Source organism: Streptomyces sp. YGL11-2 (assembly GCF_050054615.1).
Taxonomy (GTDB): Bacteria; Actinomycetota; Actinomycetes; order Streptomycetales; family Streptomycetaceae; genus Streptomyces.
In genome coordinates this window covers 29,338-48,390 of record NZ_JBNHIN010000022.1, presented here as the reverse complement: position 1 = coordinate 48,390, position 19,053 = coordinate 29,338, and the positions used below count along the sequence as shown (strand labels likewise).

Annotated in this window: 18 protein-coding genes and 2 pseudogenes; 17 read left to right on the top strand and 3 right to left on the bottom strand. The window is 69.0% G+C overall.

All coding sequences use genetic code 11. The features are described from left to right. Positions 1-84 precede the first annotated feature (84 nt). From ACO1BR_RS24145 to ACO1BR_RS24090, 12 genes and pseudogenes are all read left to right on the top strand, one after another. Positions 85-1,557 carry an SCO6880 family protein gene (locus tag ACO1BR_RS24145; protein ID WP_426797177.1) on the top strand — a complete coding sequence of 491 codons (1,473 nt, stop codon included), beginning with the start codon at positions 85-87 and terminating at the stop codon, positions 1,555-1,557. Positions 1,558-1,595: 38 nt separating this feature from the next. Next, positions 1,596-2,060, top strand: coding sequence for a DUF6238 family protein (locus ACO1BR_RS24140; protein ID WP_426797176.1), 465 nt, complete (start codon positions 1,596-1,598; stop codon positions 2,058-2,060). 42 nt (positions 2,061-2,102) lie between these two features. Continuing rightward, a complete protein-coding gene (locus tag ACO1BR_RS24135) occupies positions 2,103-3,617 on the top strand; it encodes a VirB4 family type IV secretion system protein (RefSeq protein ID WP_426797175.1) in 1,515 nt (504 codons plus the stop codon). Positions 3,618-3,632: 15 nt separating this feature from the next. Continuing rightward, entirely contained in the window at positions 3,633-4,202 is a 570-nt protein-coding gene (locus tag ACO1BR_RS24130; protein WP_426797174.1) for a hypothetical protein, read from the top strand. Positions 4,203-4,265: 63 nt separating this feature from the next. Beyond that, positions 4,266-5,162 carry an IS982 family transposase gene (locus ACO1BR_RS24125; protein ID WP_426797173.1) on the top strand — a complete coding sequence of 299 codons (897 nt, stop codon included), beginning with the start codon at positions 4,266-4,268 and terminating at the stop codon, positions 5,160-5,162. 72 nt (positions 5,163-5,234) lie between these two features. Continuing rightward, the gene (locus ACO1BR_RS24120; RefSeq protein ID WP_426797172.1) at positions 5,235-5,699 is read left to right on the top strand and encodes a VOC family protein; all 465 of its coding nucleotides are present in this window, start codon (positions 5,235-5,237) and stop codon (positions 5,697-5,699) included. Between the two features lie 509 nt (positions 5,700-6,208). Continuing rightward, positions 6,209-6,985: a hypothetical protein gene (locus ACO1BR_RS24115; protein ID WP_426797171.1), complete on the top strand. Its 777-nt coding sequence runs from the start codon at positions 6,209-6,211 to the stop codon at positions 6,983-6,985. A 61-nt stretch (positions 6,986-7,046) separates the two neighbouring features. Continuing rightward, positions 7,047-7,574: a hypothetical protein gene (locus ACO1BR_RS24110; RefSeq protein ID WP_426797170.1), complete on the top strand. Its 528-nt coding sequence runs from the start codon at positions 7,047-7,049 to the stop codon at positions 7,572-7,574. A 115-nt stretch (positions 7,575-7,689) separates the two neighbouring features. Beyond that, entirely contained in the window at positions 7,690-8,208 is a 519-nt protein-coding gene (locus ACO1BR_RS24105; protein WP_426797169.1) for a hypothetical protein, read from the top strand. 55 nt (positions 8,209-8,263) lie between these two features. Beyond that, positions 8,264-8,629 (top strand): annotated as a pseudogene (locus tag ACO1BR_RS24100) (glycosyltransferase family 2 protein); the annotation flags it as partial. Between the two features lie 25 nt (positions 8,630-8,654). Continuing rightward, entirely contained in the window at positions 8,655-9,554 is a 900-nt protein-coding gene (locus tag ACO1BR_RS24095; protein ID WP_426797168.1) for a glycosyltransferase family 2 protein, read from the top strand. A 436-nt stretch (positions 9,555-9,990) separates the two neighbouring features. Further along, a complete protein-coding gene (locus ACO1BR_RS24090) occupies positions 9,991-10,455 on the top strand; it encodes a hypothetical protein (RefSeq protein ID WP_426797167.1) in 465 nt (154 codons plus the stop codon). A gap of 264 nt (positions 10,456-10,719) precedes the next feature. On the opposite strand, the gene ACO1BR_RS24085 is transcribed toward ACO1BR_RS24090, so the two are convergent. Genes ACO1BR_RS24085 through ACO1BR_RS24075 form a run of 3 tightly spaced genes read right to left on the bottom strand, consistent with a single transcriptional unit; the run spans position 10,720 to position 15,026 of the window. After that, positions 10,720-11,304, bottom strand: a complete 585-nt coding sequence (locus ACO1BR_RS24085; protein WP_426797166.1) for a DUF6262 family protein — start codon at positions 11,302-11,304, stop codon at positions 10,720-10,722. After that, positions 11,301-13,841 (bottom strand): tyrosine-type recombinase/integrase, encoded by a 2,541-nt coding sequence (locus tag ACO1BR_RS24080; protein WP_426797165.1) that lies wholly within the window; start codon positions 13,839-13,841, stop codon positions 11,301-11,303. The genes ACO1BR_RS24085 and ACO1BR_RS24080 overlap by 4 nt, the downstream gene beginning before the upstream one ends. 48 nt (positions 13,842-13,889) lie before the next feature. Continuing rightward, positions 13,890-15,026 carry a tyrosine-type recombinase/integrase gene (locus ACO1BR_RS24075; RefSeq protein ID WP_426797164.1) on the bottom strand — a complete coding sequence of 379 codons (1,137 nt, stop codon included), beginning with the start codon at positions 15,024-15,026 and terminating at the stop codon, positions 13,890-13,892. A 171-nt stretch (positions 15,027-15,197) separates the two neighbouring features. Here ACO1BR_RS24075 and ACO1BR_RS24070 point away from each other — a divergent pair. The 5 genes and pseudogenes from ACO1BR_RS24070 to ACO1BR_RS24050 all read left to right on the top strand — a co-directional run. Beyond that, positions 15,198-15,575 (top strand): annotated as a pseudogene (locus ACO1BR_RS24070) (glycosyltransferase); the annotation flags it as partial. Beyond that, entirely contained in the window at positions 15,568-16,680 is a 1,113-nt protein-coding gene (locus ACO1BR_RS24065) for a hypothetical protein (RefSeq protein ID WP_426797163.1), read from the top strand. The pseudogene ACO1BR_RS24070 and the gene ACO1BR_RS24065, both read left to right, overlap by 8 nt. Positions 16,681-16,708: 28 nt before the next feature. After that, the gene (locus ACO1BR_RS24060; RefSeq protein ID WP_426797162.1) at positions 16,709-17,167 is read left to right on the top strand and encodes a hypothetical protein; all 459 of its coding nucleotides are present in this window, start codon (positions 16,709-16,711) and stop codon (positions 17,165-17,167) included. Further along, positions 17,164-17,502, top strand: coding sequence for a hypothetical protein (locus ACO1BR_RS24055; protein ID WP_426797161.1), 339 nt, complete (start codon positions 17,164-17,166; stop codon positions 17,500-17,502). Before ACO1BR_RS24060 ends, ACO1BR_RS24055 begins: the two co-directional genes overlap by 4 nt. A gap of 83 nt (positions 17,503-17,585) precedes the next feature. After that, positions 17,586-18,689, top strand: a complete 1,104-nt coding sequence (locus tag ACO1BR_RS24050; protein ID WP_426797160.1) for a hypothetical protein — start codon at positions 17,586-17,588, stop codon at positions 18,687-18,689. Positions 18,690-19,053: the final 364 nt, after the last annotated feature.

Below are 19,053 nucleotides of genomic sequence, written 5' to 3'. Positions count from 1 at the left end.
TTGCCCAATTCCGGGGCGGCACGCGCCGTGACCTCTGCGCCGCGTGCCGTCCCGGTCACCACCCGCGCTTCATCGGAACGGCCTTTGTCTGATCTCTCCATCACCCCGCTCACGGTCAAATTCCCCCATAGATCCAGGCGCGGCATCCTGCTGGGCCTCTCCCTGGCCCAACTCGTCCTTGTCTCCTGTGCTCTGGCGCTTTTGCTGGTCACGGTGGTGTCCTCCGGGCTGCTCGGTGCCATCGCCCTGACCCCGCTATGGGCTGCGGTCACCACCCTGGTCGCCGTCCGCCGCCACGGCCGCTCGCTGATCGACTGGGCGCCGATCGTCCTGCGCTACGCACGACGGCGCCGCACCGGACAGACCCTGTGGCGCGCCCGGCCCGTCACCCGGCCCCGCCAGGACGGCATCCTGCACCTTCCCGGCAGCGCCGCCTCGCTGCGCGTGGTCACCCCCGGCGACTCGACGAACCAGGCCGCCGCCGTGCACGACCCGCACCAGCAGACCCTGACCGCCATCGCCCGGGTCTCCAGCAGAGCCTTCGCCCTGCTCGACCCGGCAACGCAGAACCACAACGTGGCCGGGTGGGGACGAGCGCTGGCAGGCATCGCCCGCACCGGGCACGTCGCCACCGTGCAGGTCCTGGAACGCACCGTCCCCGACTCCGGCGACACCCTGACCCGCCACTGGACCCAACAGGGCAACCCCCAGACCCCGGTCGCCGGACAGGTCTACAGCGAACTGGTCGCCTCCGCAGGCCCTGCCGCCGCACCACACGAGGCATACCTGGCGATCTCCCTGGACCTCAAGGCCGCCAAGCGTCTGATCAACCAAGCCGGCGGCGGACTCCCGGGTGCGTTCACCGTGATGGAGCAGACCACCTCCTCCATCGCCCAGGCTGCCCGCAGCGCCGGGCTGACGGTGACCGGCTGGCTCAGTGCCCGCGAGATCGCCGCCGTCATCCGCACCGCTTACGACCCCAAGGCACTGTCCGCTCTGCAGCAGTGGTCGCCATCCGGCCAGGCCGAGGCCGAACCGGCCGCCGCCGGTCCCGTGGTCCAGGTCGAGGAGTACGACCGGCTCGCCACCGACACCGCTCGGCACGCCACCTACTGGGTCGAGGACTGGCCCCGCACCGAAACCAGCCCAGGCTTCCTTCACGGACTGATGTTCACCACCGGAGTCCGGCGCACCCTCTCCCTCATCTACGTCCCACAGGGGATCGAGTCCGCGATGCGCGACGTCCAACGCAAGAAGGCCGCGATCATCGCTGACGCCAACGAGCGCGCCCGCCGCGGCCAGGTGGACTCCGAGGCCGACTCCGTCGAGTACGCCGACGTCAAGACCCGCGAACGTCAGCTGATCGCCGGGCACGCCGACGTGGCCCTGATCGGGCTGCTCACCGTCTCCGCCGAGACCGATGCCCTGCTCGATGCCGCCTGCGCGCAGATCGAGACCGCCGCCGTCACCGCCCAGGTCGACCTGCGGCGCCTCAACTACCAGCAGCCCGACGCGTTCACGCTCGGCGCGCTGCCGCTCGCCCGCACCGCTCTGTGACCCCGCCCCACGGCGTATCCCCGCCGTCAAGGATCCCTTTGACCTCTGCCCTCCCCGTCGGCGACGCCCACCCGTATCTGCGGGCCGCCAGCGCCGGCGTCCGCCACCACGCACGCGCCCTCACCCAGCAGACCGCTCCGACAAGCGCGGACCGCATCCACCTCGACGTGCTGCACGCCCATCTGACCGCGCTGCATCAACTGCTCGACCATCTCGCCGAGGTCACCCGGCCCACGCATCCCGCCGCCGGCCGTCACCTTGCCACCGCGCACACCCGGCTGTGGCAGTCCGCCGCTGCCGTGCATGACGCCTTCCACCTCCTGCCCGCAGTGCACGAGACCGCGCCGGACACCGCATGTCATCCCGAGCGGCTGCCCGAGGGCCCACCCGTCCTGACCATCTGCCAGCGCCAACTCGCCGCAAGCCACGCTGTGCGCCGCAAGACCACCCCGAGCGACCTCAACACCCCGCTGCACGGCCACACCACCAGCTGCAGCCGCTGACCGGCACCGCACCAGACCCCACCACGTGAAAGCCGTAATGCCATGAACCACCGGCCCGCGCGCCGAGCCCGCCGTGCCAGCGCCAGCCCCCTGTTCACCCCGCACGGCACCGACCGCGCCGCCCGCAAGGCAGCCCGCCGGCAGCTCGCCGAAGCCACCGCGAAAGCCCGAATCGAGGCCGCCGCCCACACGACCGGGACCAGCGCGGAGGAGCAGACAATGCCGTTGCCCCTCTTCCCGCCCGCCGGCCGCCCGGGGCCCGCCTCGGCCCGCAACAACAAGCTCAAGCTGCCCGCCCACCGCATGACCACCGCCACTGCCTCCGGGGCCTACCCCTTCCTCGCCGAAGGCGGGCTGGGCGCGGAAGGCATCTACATCGGCCGCGACGTCCACGCCGAGGCGTCGTTCTGTTTCGATCCGTTCGCCCTGTACGGCAAGATCGAGGGTTTCACCAACCCCAACGTCTTGCTGGCCGGCGTGATCGGCCAGGGCAAGTCCGCTCTCGCCAAGTCCTTCGCGCTCCGCTCGATTGCCTTCGGGTACCGGGTCTACGTCCCCTGTGACCCCAAGGGCGAATGGACGGCTGTGGCCAGAGCCCTGGGCGGTACCTCCATCGCTCTGGGCCCTGGACTGCCCGGAAAGCTCAATCCTCTGGACGCCGCCCCCAGGCCCAACAGCGTCTCGGAGGCAGACTGGGCAAGCGAGATCCGCAAGCGCCGCCTGCTGCTGCTCGGTTCCCTGGCCCGCACCGTCCTCGGGCGGGACCTGCTGCCGATGGAGCACACCGGCCTCGACGTCGCCCTGGACGCCGTCGTCACCCGCGCCGCCGCAACCGGCCGCACCCCGCTACTGGGCGACATCGCCGCCACCCTGAACAACCCCGACGAACTCGACGCCGCCGGCGGCATGATGTCCGGCCGCCTCGGTGACGCCTCCCGTGACCTGGCCCACGCCATGCGCCGTCTCGTCCACGGCGACCTCGCCGGCATGTTCGACGCGCCGAGCACCGTCGCCTTCGATCCGAACTCGCCGATGCTCACCATCGACTTGTCCCACCTCGGCGGCTCCGGCGACGACACGGCCCTCGTCCTCGCCATGACCTGCGCCTCGGCCTGGATGGAGTCCGCCCTGTCCGACCCGAACGGCGGTCGGCGCTGGATCGTCTACGACGAAGCCTGGCGCCTGATGCGCCACCCGGGCCTGCTGCAGCGCATGCAGTCCCAGTGGAAGCTGAGCCGCGGCCTGGGCATCGCCAACCTCATGGTCATCCACCGGCTGTCCGACCTGCTCACCGCCGGCGATGCCGGATCCCGTGGACGCGCCCTGGCCGAAGGACTGCTCGCCGACTGCTCCACCCGCATCATCTACCGGCAGGAGACCGACCAACTCCATGCAGCAGCCGGACTCTTGGGACTTACCTCGGTGGAAACCGACGCCATCGCCCACCTCAACCGGGGCCGCGGACTATGGAAGGTCGCCGGAAGATCTTTCATCGTGCAGCACCTCCTGCACCCCCACGAGCTGGCACTCTTCGACACCGACGCCCGCATGCACTGAATACCCAGTGGGTTCATGAATCCCGATGCCCAGCGCGAACTGATACCTCGCGACTACACCATCCACGTTATCGGCGCACTCAACGACCTGAAGGCCAAACTCCTCGCCGCCGCCGAGAAGTGCCAGCTGCTGGACGACACCGGCCGTGTGCCGGCCGCGCCGTCCTACGCCGAACTGATCCAGCATGCCGCCGACGCACAGGCCCTCTCGGCCGACGTCGTCCGAATGACTGCCGAATTCGCCCGGAGCACCCACAGCTCGAACCGCGTCGGCAGCGCCGTACTGGCCCACCTTGCGACGGCAGCGACCATGTCGAGCCACGCAGCACCGCACTTCGCCGAGACCGCGGAGAGCGCCCTTTGCCTGCCCCGGTCCTCCGGCCCGACCGACCGGCAGTACCGGGACAACCGCATGGTCATCGACCACGCCACGGCGCGCGCCTACCTGCGGCGCGCGTCGGAATCGCTGTGCGACGCGGCCAACGAACTCGACGCCCACCTCGACTTCCACCGTTTCTTCCCCGCACAGGCCCGACAGCAGAGCCCGGCGCCCCCGCCACCCCGGCCGACCACACGCCACCGCTAGACGAGTAGTTCCGAATGTTGATGGTCCGTCTGGAGACACAGAGAGGGCGTCCAAGATCGTTTTGTGACGAACGAGCACCTGGACACCCTCATCACCGGACTGTACGTGAAGATCGACGACGAGATCGGAGAGACCCGATGCCTGGGCAGACCACCGCGGTTGAGCGACTCCGAGCTGGTCTGCCTCGCCGTCACGCAGGCCCTGCTGGGCTTCGCCTCGGAGGAACGCTGGCTGCGATTCGCCCGTAACAACCTGGGCTCGATGTTTCCTTACCTGCCCAAGCGGCCGGGGTACAACAAGCGACTGCGTGCCGCGTTGCCGCTGGTCAAGAAGGCGATACGACTGCTCGCGGTGGACACCGACTTCTGGTTCGACAACCACTGGATCGTGGACTCCACGCCGGTGCCATGCGGGATGTCGCGGCCGACGGTGAAGCGGTCGCAGATGGCCGGCTGGGCCGGATACGGGTACTGCGCCTCGCACTCACGGTTCTTCTGGGGCCTGCGCCTGTTCCTGGTCTGCACGCCGACTGGCATGCCGGTCACCTGGGCGCTGGCAAATCCGAAGATCGACGAGCGCGAGGTGATGACGGCGATGCTGGATCGCGAGCCGGACCTGGTCGCAGACCGGCCCGGCCTGCTGATCACCGCGGACAAGGGTTTCGCCTCCAGGGAGTTCGAGACCGATCTCGCCTTCCAGGGCGCCGAGCTGCTCCGGCCGTCCTTCAAACGGGAGAAACGCCGCAAGGGCGAGTCCCTGCTGAAGTCGGTGCGACAGCTGATCGAGTCGGTCAACGACACCCTCAAGGGCCAGTTGGACCTGGAACAGCACGGCGGTCGCACCTTCGAGGGTGTCGCCGTGCGCGTCGCCCAGCGCATCCTCGCGATGGCCGCCTCGATCTGGCACAACCACAAAACCGGTGCCCCAGTCCTGCGGTCGCTGACCGCATTCGATTACTGAACGCATCTGAACCACTCGGCTGGGTGCGGGTGGCGGCCCCGATGTCAGTGCCGGGGTCTATAAGTGGTGACCATGACCTCAACTCCCCTGCATTGGAAGCTCGTTGTCGACGCCCACGACCCGCACGCCCAGGCGGACTTCTGGGCAGCCGTGCTCGGCTACGAGGTCGAGGACCACAGCGCCCTCATCGGCAAGCTCCTCGACCTCGGCGCCATCCCGCCCGAGATCCTCATCGACCACCACGACCGGCGCGCCTGGCGGGACGCGGCGGCGGTACGCCACCCCGACGACCCGTACGACGCGGAGAGCGGCACGGGCCTGGGGCGTCGGCTGCTCTTCAATCGCGTACCGCCGTCGGAGAAAAAGACGACCAAGAATCGCCTGCATATCGACCTTCACGGCCCCGCGGGCGAGCTCGACACGGAGGTTGAGCGCCTCCGCGCCCTCGGCGCCCGAATCCAGAGCCACGTCAAGGAACCGTCCGGCGAGTGGGTGGTCATGAGGGACCCGGAGGGCAACGAGTTCTGCGTGCACTAGCCTTCCCCGGCACCGAGCACGCCCTCGAAGGTGCGCCCGCCGTCCTCTTCCAGTCCCAACTGGCTGCATCCGATCGCTGAACACATCGGAACTACTCGTCTAGGGCGCACCGAAGCGTCCACGCCGGCATCACCCACTCAAGGAGTCCCCTGAACCGCCCCGCCCACTTCAGCGACGCCGACTGGGCCGAGTACCGACAGTGCCAGGAAGAAGAGGACGAGTTGCTCGCCCAAGTCGCTGACCGTGAAACCAAGATGGAAATGGGCCTGATCGACTCGTACGACGAGTACGAGTTCACCTGGGAGTACCCCGGCAGCGCTCCACAGCCTCACGATGGTCAGCCTTCAACAGCGGCGTCCGACCCGGCCACCCTGCGTCATCGCTCAACGCCCGCCAGCGGGCCCATCGCGGGCCTCCCACCGGGCCCGCCGCGCACCGCCCGCGCCCTTCGTCTCCCGTTCTGAGCCGGCACTCACACTCACCTGCACCGGCTCCACACCTTGGACCACATGACCGCCCACCGCACCGACTTGGCCTCCTTCGCCGACGCGCTCGCCGCCCGTCTGCCCGGCGTATGGACCAGCCAGTACCACCACCACACGCAACACAGTGAACAGTTCGCCCTCGGCGACCAGGTCTGGGACTGCGGACATGTCCAGTGGGCAGTCGCCGAATTCGTCCTTGCCCACGACTCCGTGCTGACCGGTCCGGACGGCGAGCAGCTGTGCGTCATCGACCGGCCGCTCCACCGCGACCAATTCCTCGTCGCTCCGCTCGCTCCCGAGGCTGGCCTCAAGCCGCACCACTTCGACGGCGTGGCGGAACCAGGCGGAATCAAGGTCACAGGCGATCCTGTCCGCGCTGCCGCCGCGGTCATCCGCCGCGTCCTGCCCCGATACCGGTACGCCTTGGCAGTGGTACGTCACAACGCCACCCTCCAGCCGGAGCCCCCTTACCGGCCCGGACCGCCGCAGGTGGCACGCGTCGTCACCCTGACCTGGTACGAGGACGGCGCACTCGGCACGCCGTACCAGAGCGTTCCCGAGGACGCCCGCATGACGCTGTACGCCCTCGGCTTCCAGTACCACCCCCACCAGGCCGCGTTCCTGCTGCCTGCGGCATACGGCGAGGACGGCCGTGCTCTACGCGTGCAGGCCCTGGTGCACCAGCTGGCCCACAAGGGCATCGGCGTAAACCTCCGCCACACCACCGCGCCCACCACCACATCCGCGCACCCGCCCGCTCCCGCACCACCCAGCGCCCCCGCGACCGCCCGCCATCGGTAAGGCGCCCCCATCAGCGCTCGCGCCTTCCCCCTCTTTTCCTCACCTGCGTGTAGGAGCCTTGATGCCAGATCCCGACTTCGAGCTGTACGACAACGTCGGACGCGATGCCGACCAGATCGCCGCCGCCCACTACGGCATCGCCACCCGCGAAGACCTACTGCGCTGGGCGAAACGGGACGCCAAACCGTTCCTGGCCCAGCACCCGCTGCCCGAGCAGAACCTGCCGAGCCCCGACCTTCGCCCCTATCTCGACGCTCTCGCCACCGCCGATACACCAGCGCAGGCCAGTGCGGTCACCCGGCATCTGCTGGATGCGGCCGAACCGGTCCTCCAGGCGGTGAGCGACTACCTTGTGGCCGCCGCCCGCTGGCGCGGCCAGAACCGCGGAGCGGAGCCGGGGTCTCCGCCGAAGGCGCTGATGACAGCCGCCAGCCGCAGCCTGTCCGTGCTGGCCATCGCTGACCAAGCAGACCTGGCGATCCTGCGCGCCGAATACGACCCGGCACCGACCCCGCCCCTCCCACCCCAGGGGCGGACTGCGCCCGGCCTTCCGCCGGCCCCTCCCACCGGCCCGACACACGGCCGGTAGCCCGCCCACACTTCTGGAGCCCCTCCTGTCAACCCGATCCTTCATCGCCCGTCCCACGCAGACCGGCTACGCCGGCATAACCGGCTACGAGGGCATCTACGTCCACACCGACGGTGTGCCGAGCCACCACCTGCCGCTCCTCCTCACCGCTTTTCGGTACCGGTTCCGCCAGAACCTGGAAGCCATGTCGCGCCACCTCGTGGACGACGTTGCCATCGGCTGGGACGAGTTGGGCACCGACCTTCTCCACGGCGCTCCGCCCGCGCTCGTCGCTGCCCTGACCGGCGGCGAGCAGTGGCCCAGCCGCACCCTCGACAACCTGATCACCCCGGACGGCTCCCCGCCGGCGCGGATGACCGTCACCGACTACACCGCCGACGAGCAGGACCTGCAATGGGGCTACATCTTGCACCCGGAGGGGATCGAAGTGATCAGCCTGCTCCACGAAGACATCGGCCCGTTCGTGGACTGGAACACCGACCCCCGCGCTGCCTTCAGCGACAACCCCGCGCGCTGGTCCTCTCTCGCGCCGCCCCCAGTCATCCAAGCCCCGCGCATCGCCGCACCCCAGGCCGCCGCTGGCGCCTTCACCCCCGCGCGGGGCGTACCGGCCCACCCAGCCGCACGCCGCTAACCCCAACCTCTCCCCACCTGCCGAAGGACCTCCCCTGCCCACGTCCGACACGCCCCTGATCACCGTCGTTATCGCCACCCAGCTGCACGAGGACCGGCTCGGCTACCTGACCGCCATGCACGCCAGCCTCACCCGGCAGTCCGTACCCTGGGAGGCGGTTGTCGCGATCGACGGGTCCGATTCAGCGCGCCTGCCCGCCCCGCTCGCCGGCGACCCGCGCGTGCGCGCCCTCGCCCTGCCGCGGCCAGTCGGCGCCGCCTGCGCCCGGAATTTCGCGCTGGCCCAGGTTCGCACCGAGTACGTGAACTGGGCCGACGACGATGACGAATTCAGTGACGACGCCATGGCGGCGCGACTGGACATCCTGGAAGCAACCGGGCTGGGCTGGTGCGCCGGGTGGAGCGAGGACCTTCACCCCGACGTTTTCTGGCCGACGGAGGCGCTCTGTGGCCGGTGACCTGGGATTGAACGTAGCGGACATGTACGCGACGGCGCTCCCGACCGGGCCCCGTTCCACTCAATCGGGTGCCATGGAAGGCCAGTTGTCGAACGCCGCGCGAACCGTCGCGGCGCTGAAAGGTAGATCCCCCGTGCATTCCGCGCCTGACGCCAAGGTTGCCGTCGTCACCCCTACGCGGCTGCGCCCGGACCGCATCCCGTACCTGCTGGAGCTCTATGCGAGCCTGCGCGACCAGGAAGTGAGCTGGCAATGGGTCCTGGCCCTCGACGGCGTGTCCGAGGAGGGCGTGCCCGAAGTCCTGCGCACGGACGCCCGTGTGAAGGTGGTCGCGCTTCCGCGGCCGGTGGGAGCCGGCGCTGCGCGCAACTTCGCCGTGAACGAGGTGACCGCCGACTGGCTCACCACGTCAGACGATGACGACGTACTCCCCGCGCAGTCGTTGTCCGTGCGCCTCCGCTACGCACAGAAGCACAACCTGGGTTGGTGTGCAGGCTGGTCTGCAGACCTTCACCCCGACCGTTCGATCACCACCTGGCGCTGCTCAACTCCGCCCGGATTCCATGCACCTGGCGACGTCTGGCGCCACTGGGCGAACCCCAACTCGACCATCCCCATCGGACCAACGACGCTCCTCGCACGCACCGAGATTGTCCGCGCGAGCGGTGGCTATGCCGCCCTGCCCCAAGGGGAGGACTACGTCTATCTCATCGGCGTCACCGGTGCTGCCCGCGGTGCTCTGCTGCCGACCGTGGTCTACCACTACCGCAAGCATGCGGAGCAGATGACGGCCCAGCCCGAGTATCCGGCCATGGAGCTGCAGGCCCGCCGGTTCGCCTGGAACCACGGCAAGCACCTGGAGTCGCTGCGACAGGGGACGTGCATGTAGGAACCGCGAGTTGATGCGCAAAATCGGCGATCAGTGCACAACGACTGCGGACTGTAACTGCCGGTTGCCGATGTTTAGTGGTCTCTCAGGGCGGCCTGGGCGCGTCGCTCCGTACGGTGTTTGGCATGACCGTACGGCACGGGTGTCCGTCTGCGGGCGAGTCACGTGGTTCAACGGCTGTGTCGGCTCACCAAGATCCCCGGACAGCCTCACGTATCGGCAGCAGCCAAGGCCCTGGGGTCCGCGAAACGCCCCTCCGCGACCAGATCAGGAACACCAAAAAGGCTGTTGGCTTGGACGTGTTCCCGTGACTTCCTCGCCGAAGCCGACCACCTGCTGCAACTCCTTGACCAGCAGATTTAGCTATCGACACCAACCCACCTGCGCGAGACAATGGAGCAGAAGACTTCTCTCCTGAGGCGGGAAGGTGCGATAGATGAAAAACTACGTGCCACTGATACAGACCGCACTCTGGGTCATACTGATTCTGCTCGCCCTGCTCATTTTTCAGCAGCCGCTGAAAGAACGCATTGAGCGCGGGGACCCAATTAAGGTTTTTGGCGTCGAAATTGGAGGGCTTAAAAATGAAATCGGCGTCGTGAAGAAGGAATTGGACAGTCTTGACCAGAGCGTTTCAAAGCTGTTCCTTATGGCGATGTCGGAGGGCATGTATTTCAACCTCAAGAAACTTGACTCCGGGAAATTTGGAGAATACAAAAAGTGGGCTCCGCTGGAGGGCGAACTGCGACATCTGCGCGATGTTGGGTACATTAAAGTTGATTCGATCGACGATATACCCGATCAAGGTGATGACCTCTCCATTCATGTCACCGTGACGGATGCTGGCCACAGATTCGTTCAACTGCGAGAATCCGCCGAGATCTCACCGATCGGCCTATGAACAGGTCACGGCCCAGGCTTGGCCACCCCCAGTGCGGCACTGATCACTGTCACAGTCTGTAGGCGTGCACGCTGGCCCTTCGGCAAGTGTCACGGAGCATTGGGCAGCATCTACCGACCTCACAAGTGCTAATGCCATCCGGATTCCGACGCTTCCACAGGAAGCGCTGCGCATCGAGTCGCGGACCCTACAGTGCACATGCGCGTCGGTCGCGTAAGGGTGGCGAGCGAGTTCGTGCAGTCCGATCACGTGGGCGGCGCACCGTCAGGTGCGCGGGGCGGTGAGCTGCTCGGCGATCTGCGCTTCGAGTGCGGCGATGCGCTTGTCGGCGAACCGCGCGTTGTCCCGGGCGGCAGCGAGACGCTTGGTGAGGCGATCCCGCTCAGTCGTCAGGGCCCTGACCTCGCGTTGCAGGGCGACGTTGACGGTGGTGATGCGTACGACGTCGGCGTCAGTCCATTCGCCCTGCAGTGCAGCGATCTGCCCCAGGAGCTCGCCGATGCGTTCTCGCTGGTTGGCGACCTCCGCGTTGGTGTTCTTGAGGGCCTCCTCGGCGTTGAGCGCGCGTTCACGCCAGGACGCCTCGACTGCGTCGCGCTGGGCTTGATCCGTCTGCGCTCGCAGTCCGCGGGCCCGGAGCGTGGCCTCGGTGACGATGTTCCGGGCCTCGGTGTGTTCGTAGAGGAAGGTGCGCGAGACGTCCGCTTGCCGGGCGACTGCGGCCACGGTGATCAGGCCGCCGTTCTTGGCGAGCTGGTCGACGACGCTCTTGATGCGCAGGAGGCTGGCTTCGGTCCTCTGGCTGCGTGCCTTCAGAGCCTGGGCGGTGCGGTGCGATGAGGCGGTCATGCAGTTTCCTCGTACGAGTCGGTGTCGTCGGGGTCGATCGCGGCAAGGTCACTGGCCTTGAAGGCGAGCGTCCACATGCGGTCGAAGTAGTCCTGGGGCCGCCGCAGGTCCAGGGCGAGCGCGTCCTCCCGCATGCCGAGGCCGACCAGCGCCTTCTCCAGGCCGCCGATGGCACGGGCGGTCGGCTCGAAGACCGTGTGGAGGTAGTCGGCCGTCCGGTCGTCCGGGGCGCGTTCGGCCAGCGAGGCCCACTGCTCGGCCTTCCGGCGCCAATACAGGAGGTCGGCGCCGGACATCACGAACTTGTCGCAGTTGTGGCAGTCCAGGTCCCACGGGCAGGCATCCCCGCGCACCACGGGCTGGTAGGTGCAGAATCCGCCCTCGGCCGGGGTGCTGCGGCGCGCGAGGTCGATGGCCATGGCCTGGGCCTCAGCTCGGGTCATGTGCTCGGACGGCGAGGCGAGCAGCAGGCCCGGCTCGGCCGATCCCGGTCCGCTGACCCAGACCCGCTCGAGTGCGTCGTCGACCTCCGAGGAGGCGACCTTCGCGTAGTGCTCGGCCATCCGTACAGAGATCTGGCCGAGGTACTGCTTGATGTGGTGCAGGCCGGCGCCGTTCTTCAGCAGGTTCGTGGCCAGAGTGTGGCGGGCCTGATGTGGCACCCAGCCGCCGATGTCCAACGCCTCCAGCCAGTCGCGGAAGGCGTCACCGAAGATGCTGTAGGTGATCGCGACCGTGCCGACCGGATTCTTGTGGGGCGAGGGGAATAGGGCCAGGGTCTTGCGTTCTTTCGGTCCGGGGCTGCGGCCGTAGAGGTCCTCGAAGCGTTCGACGGTGCGCTGTTTGCGCAGCTCCAGCCGCTCATAGAGACGTTGTGGGATTCGGATGGCCTCGTCGAGGTTGCCGACCTTCGTCTGGTCGTGCCAGAGGAAGGGGACCTTGCGTTGGATCGAGGTGCATTCCAGTCGCAGTTCGGTGATCTCCGAGGCGCGGCGGCCGGTGAACACCAGGGCCTCCCAGATGTCGCGATAGCCCATGTCGTTCGGGTCGAAGCGGTCATCCAGCAGTTGCAGGTTCGGCTCGTCGGCCAGGGCCCGAGCCACCGGGTCGGGGAACGGGTTGCGCGTGCGGTCCGTTCGTCGAGCGGTCGGCAGGGTGATGATGAACTCCCGCGGCAAGCCGATGCGTTCGGCATCCCCGGTCTCCAGGGCGTCGCGCAGGATCGACCGGGCCTCGTTGAAGACATTGCGGCGGGTGTAGCTGGTGACCTTCATCGGCCGTCCGTCACGGCTGATCGCCAACGACGGCAGGCCCTCGCGCGCCCGCTTGTTGTGATCGGCGACGAAGCGCTTCATGTGGTCCGCGGTGAGCGCAGTCGGGTCGTGGCCGCCTCCGGGCGCGACAGCGGTCAGGAACACGCCGAGCTCGGCGCACGCCTTGCGCCCGTTCTCGATGTGCTGCGGGCTTCGCGGCGCCTGCGGGGACCGCAGGCGGCGAGCCACTCGTTCCCAGAGCAGATCACGCAGCCACCGCTGCGGCACGTCGGTGAAGTCGAAGTGGCTGGAGCGGCGTTTGTAGCGGATGCCGTAGTGCTCGGTCTCCAGGAAGCCAGCGTCCTTGGCCTCCTGCTCGGTGACGTAGACGATCCTCAGCTCGTCCGCGGTCTCCTTGAGGATCCTGCGTTCGTGCTCGGCGAGCGCCGCCGGGTCGGAGAGCAGGTCGAGCACGGAGTTCACGCCGCGCAGGCGGGCCAGGTTCGCCACCGCCTGGATGTGCCACAGGGGCCAGGCCGAGCGTTGAGCCTTCTGCGCATGGGCCAGCAGCCCGAAGCGGATTTCGGCCTGGACCAGCGGCACAAGGCCCAGGAGATTGACGGTGCCGGCGCGCGAGGCGGGGCGGGCGGTGCGGCACCAGTGCCGGAAGGCATCGGGGTCGATGCAGTTGATCTCGACGGGCTCTCGCCCGACGACCCGGTCACCGCCCCACCCTGGCGGCCGTTGGGCTTCACCGGGCCGTCCGTCATTGCGATAGCGCTCGTCATGGACGTAGCACAGCCGCAGAGGGCTGTCCGCCCGGCCGACGCAGGCAGCAACCAGGCAGTCGCCGTAGCCGGGCAACGCCTCGGTCTGCAGCGCAACGAATTCGTCGTAGGTGAGATCCCTCTTCCTGAACAGGACCTTGTTCCACCGGCTCCAGTGCGTCAGGCACAGCCGCAGCCCTAGATGCCGCGACGGGCGCTCAGGGCAGAACCGGCAATCCGGCGGCCCTATCAGACGCAGGTCCAGTTCCTTGGGCTCGGCTGTGCGCAGGAACTCCCGCCGCGTGGCGCCAGGTTGCTGCTTCGCGGTTCGCCACTCCGCCCGGTGCGGATGGCACAGGTCGACGGTGTTGGTGCGGGTGGCGCGGCAGCCGTTGACCCGGCAGAACCAGCCGTAGACCGGGTGGTCGCCGGGCCAACGCAACGCCGACTCGCGATAGACCGGCTCGACGCCCGGCGCCGCTAGAAGGGCCGTGATCCAGCCGATCGCGTCGCTCACGGGCCGAAGTGCTGGCCAGGGGCTGCAAAGGGGCGCGTGTCGCTTCGCTCACCGCAGCCCACCCCACGTCGTAAGGAGGGCGTCATGAAAAACCGGGTCGTTCACGTCGACGTGCGCGTAGATCTCATCGACGACCTCGGTCGAGGCCCATCCGCCCGCGTCCCGGACGATGGCCAGGTTCCCGCCGGCGGCGTCCAGGACCGCACTGGCCCAGGTGTGCCGGAACATGTGCGGCTTGATCAGGCCCAGCCCCGCCCAGCGGCCGGCCCGCTTGAGCATCTTGCGAGCCCCCTCCGGGGCCCACGGCAGACCACGCCCAGGGCCGTGCTGCTGAACGAGCAGCATGCCGTGCGAGGCGCCGCGCGGGTACTCCAGGGTCAGGTAGTCGAAGTATGCATGGACCATGGCCGGGCTGACCCTCTTGATCAGCCCGCCGTGGATCACTCCGTCACGAAGTTCCCACTCCCACTTCGTCTTGGCCCGCGCCCCGTTGACCAGCCCATCCCGATGGCAGACATGGGCGTGCGGACCGCGGCACTCCCCGCATGCGGCCTCGTCCCGCAGGTGCAGGTCGCACAGGTGCAGCCCGCACATCTCACCAGCCCGGAACCCGCCGTCGCTCAGCCACTCCACCACCAGCCGATCCCGAAAGGAGTTGACCTCATCCAGCAACACTGCCCGAGCACCGTCCGGCAGCATCTTCTTGTGCCGACGCCGCACCGACTTCGGCGCCAGCGGATTCGCCTGCATGCTCCGCTGCAGATGACCGAGCAGCGACCGGTCCCGATCCCGCTGGGTCGGCATCCGGTGCAGCTTCAGCGCCCCCACCAGCTCGGTGTTGACGCCCAACTCGGCCTGCTTCAGATAGAAGCCCTTCAGGCACGCCGCGGCCCCGCGCAGCGCGTCGTTGCCGTACGGCCGCTTCCCCACCCGCCACGGGCGACCGTACGGTCCGGCGATCTTCGCTCCGATCGCTCCCATGTACCGCTCAAGGTCACCGAACCCGACGTCCTCCGGCGTCAATCCTTCGTGCTCCAGCCACCGAAGATGATCGACGAGCAGGTAGGCGTACGTCCGATCCGACCCCGTACAGGCATAGCCGGCCAGGTAACGGTCCGCCCCGCCGTGCACTCCTCGCACCGAGTCGAAGATGGTGTACGCCTCACGGCCATCACCATGCCGCACCGTCTGCACCCTGAGCTGTCCAACCGACAGCGTCCGCACCACAGTTCCTCCGAGCCGACCCGTCCACCGACATGGCGAACATCACGGCAGTAGTCGGCAAACGAGCACGTGACGCACGCGGTCACCGACTCGGCGAACATCGCGAACAGCCCTCACCCCAGCCGGAAAACCGACGGGTCGACCACCTTGTGGCGCTGCCCCACGCCGCCCGGCCGGCACGAGGCCGGCGACGTGTGGACGTACTGGCGGTCGCCCGCGGACACCATCCCGATCGGGCCGACCACGATCCTCGCCCGCACCGAGCTGGTGCGCGCCGCCCCCATGGGCGGCCTCGTCCAGGGCGAGGACTACATGGCGGCCGTCGGCGTGACCAACCTCGCCCCCGGAATCCTTCTGCCCCAGCCTGTGTATAGGTACCGCAAGCACCCTGGCCAGCTCACCGCCCAGCGCGGATACGACCAGCTGGAGGCAGCCGCCCGCGAGCACGCCTGGCACTACGGTCGCAGCCTTCGCTCCGTCGTCTGCCGTGAGATGCCCGCCCATGGCTGACGCGCAGATCATCCTCGCCTACAGCCGGGATGCCGGCATCGTCGCCATCGCATCCGGCACGAAGTACCAGGCCGCGCAAGGCGCGCTGCAGGATTCCGGATTCCATCGAGACGCAGCCGGGGTGTACCGCCTGCAGGCCGAGGATCCGGACGCCTCCCGCACCACCGTGACCGGTCTGGTCCGCTCTGCCAAGGCGTACGGCGTCACGGTGACGACCAGCACGCGGCGCTTCATCGACGACACCGTCCGTGACATCGCCGGCCTCCTGCCTGGCAATTGGGAGACACAGGTCGAGCTGTACTGCCACCCGGTGTGGCAGGAGGACCTCGTGCCATGGCTATGGGACAGCGGCGAACTCGGCCGCGCCGTCCAGAGCGACCGGATCCCCTACGCCGCCACCCTCACCGAATCCGCTTCAGGCACCACCTTGCTGCTCGTCGAGCGCCCCGGCCACCAACTCGACTACCTCGTCGGCGCTTTCACCCCCGAGCCGTTCGACGAAGGGTACGGCGAGCCGCACGCCCCGCGCAGCATCGTCCTGCCGCCCTTCCCCGGCCGCGCGGCGAGGGCGATCACCGACTGGTACCTGCCCGCCTACGACCGGGCCGTCCACGCCCGACGGATCGCCGCAGCGGCCGGCGCCCTCGACCGGATCCGCACCGAGCACGACACCTGGAGTGCGATGGTCGCCTCCAACCGTTACAGCGACGCCACTCCCCTGGACATCGACGCGCTCGGCGCCGCGACCGCACAGTTCCTGGATGGCGCCTGGCGGGACTTCCTGACCGTCGTGGACCACGCTCCCGCGCTGCTGGACCGGTGCAGCCCCGCCGCCGCGCCGTGGCCCGAGGACACCGACGCCCTCGCACGGCTTGCCGACGCCCTCGGTGATGCCCAGGCGGTGCGCGAGGAGCTGGCCCGTGGCACCTCGCTCACCCGCCCCGAACTGGGCGCGCGGACGTGGCCGGCCATCGCCAGCTGGCTCACCCACAGTGAGCCGTTCCTCCGCCAGGCCCGGGCGGCGACCCCGCACCCACGCTCCGCTCTGGCCGTCGCGGCGCCGCCCCGCATCCTCCCGCCGGGCCGGCCCGCACCCCGCCGGTGACCCGCTGTTCCACCGAAAGGTTCACCCGTTGCCCCCTGCCCCCTACTTCGCCTTCGGCACCCATCCCGAGCACGGCTTCGTCGCCACCACCGCGAACGTCCCCACACACCTGGCCCACTGGTTCCTGGTGCGCGAGCAGTTCGTGCCCGTCCTCGCCACACCCGGCCTGTACCGGCTCACCAACCCGGACCAGGACGGCATGCGACGCACCCGGCAAGCCGTACACGACCTGCGTCGCCACGGCTATGCCGTGCAAGCCGACTACTCCCTCGACCCCGCTCTCACCCCCGGCCCACCCCACAACCCCATCGCCGTGCACGAGCACTCCGAGCGCCGCAGCCGCATCGCGCGGGCCGCCGCCAGCCGCTCCCCGCAACGCGGTCCGGCACTGACCACGTCGCCGCCGTCCGCCCGACCGATCCCGGCGAAGCCCACCTACGCCCCCACCGTCCACCTGACCGCCTCGGCCACCGGACGCTCCCGGTGAGCACCGAGCCGATCCGCATCACCCGCGGACAGGGCGGCGAAGTCGAAGTCGAAGGCACCCTGGACTTGCTGGCCGCAGACATCCTGCGCCGAGCGCGCTTCCTGATCCAGCCAACCCTGCGCGGCCACTGGATCCGGCTCCCGTTCGACCTGGGGCGCGACTGGGAGAACGAGCACGCGACGTGGGCGACGCAGATGCTCACCGCCGCCCACTACCCGGTACACCTCGACCCCGACCTGCGCACCGATACCCCCGACCAGGTCGCACCCCCTGACCCGGTACGCCCGCCGGCCCTGACCGCGCAGGCCCCGCCCGGGCGTCGGGCCCGCCGCTGACGTTCCGACCCCAGGAGAGACGCATCACCGACATCCCCACAGCCACCGAACTCTCAAGCCGAGCCCGTGACTTCCGCCTTCGGATGGCCGTCATCGACCGCGAGACCGAGACCACGCTCGACACCACCCGGGACCGCTTCGGACAAACCGTCCACCACCACGCCGCGGCAGCAGCCCGCACCCGTCGGAACGCTGCAGCCGTCGAGGCATACGCCGCGTATCTCGCCCCGCACGCAACCGGTCTGCTGGACGCAGCCCGCAGCAACCTCGATGAGCTGCCGCCCGCCCGGCACACCACCGCCTGGCGAACCCTGCTCGATGCCCTCGCCGCCTCCCACGCCGAGATCATCCGCGTCCTGGGCCGCCCCGCAGCCCCCGGCTCGGCCGCCGAGCGCGAACAGCACCAGACTCTGTGGCCCCACCTCGCCGCCTGGGCGGACCACAGCACCATCGCCTCCGACCTCGCCGACCAGCACCACCAGCCCGAGCCCGAACTGGCCGCTGAAGAAGCACAGAGGTGGACGCAGAAGGCGCAGGCCGCGCAGCGTCGGGGTGAGTTGGACCTGATCGAGTCGTGGTACATCTCCGACGGCCGGCGCATCACGCTCGCCTACCTGGTCGAGGAGGACACCTCCTCGACCGTGGTCGCCCTCGCCGGCGACCCGGACGCGCCGGGCTGGCAGGTCATCGGGCACTACGCCCACGAGTACGCGGCTGGACAGGCACTGCCACGCCCCGTCCCACCCGGAGTGCTGCGCCCGGACATCTCGCATTTCAACCGCCCGCAACCCGCGCCCGAGGTGCCCCTGCAAGAGCTGCTCCAGGACCTCGCCGAGGCACGCGCCGCAGGCGACGTCTCCGAGACGCTGCTCACCGCCACCCAGCACGGGCACGACGCAGGCCCGATGGTCCGCCTGCAAGAACTCCTCCACAGGGCCAGCCACTTCGCCGGCGCCCTGGAGAGCGTGCAGGGCCGACAGATCGCAGCCCGGCTCGATGCCCTCGGCCGGCAACTCGACTTCCTCACCCGCGAAGTTAAGGACGCAGCCGAGGACCTCGGAGCCACCGTCGCCGTCCTGCCACCCCACCGCATCCCCACACCGCCGCGGATCCGCCCACGCCCGGCCCTGGACACCACACCCCCGCCTCCACCTCCCCGAGCCACGACCCCCGCACATCACCCGTAGCACTCCCGTATTCCCCGGTGGTCCCTGACGGCCTCGGCGGCCCCGGCACCGCGCAACACCCCCAGCGCGGTGCCGGGCAGCCCACACCCACGCGCCTCCTGTGCTGCCGGCGTTCAACATGCCGATGAAGGCGGCGTTCACGATGCCGACGTCCCGTTCAACGACGCCCAAGGGGGCTGGTCAGGCGGTGCGTTCATCGGCGAGGTGCCGCCGCCTCACAGTCGCCGGTAGCGCCCCTCACCGTGGGCGGCACCGGCCCACCGCGGATTCACCCCGCCCACCTCTGAACCCACTTCACCTGCAAAGAAAGAGAACCCGTATGCCTGTTCGAACGAATTGGAATGTTGCCCACAGCTGTGGACAC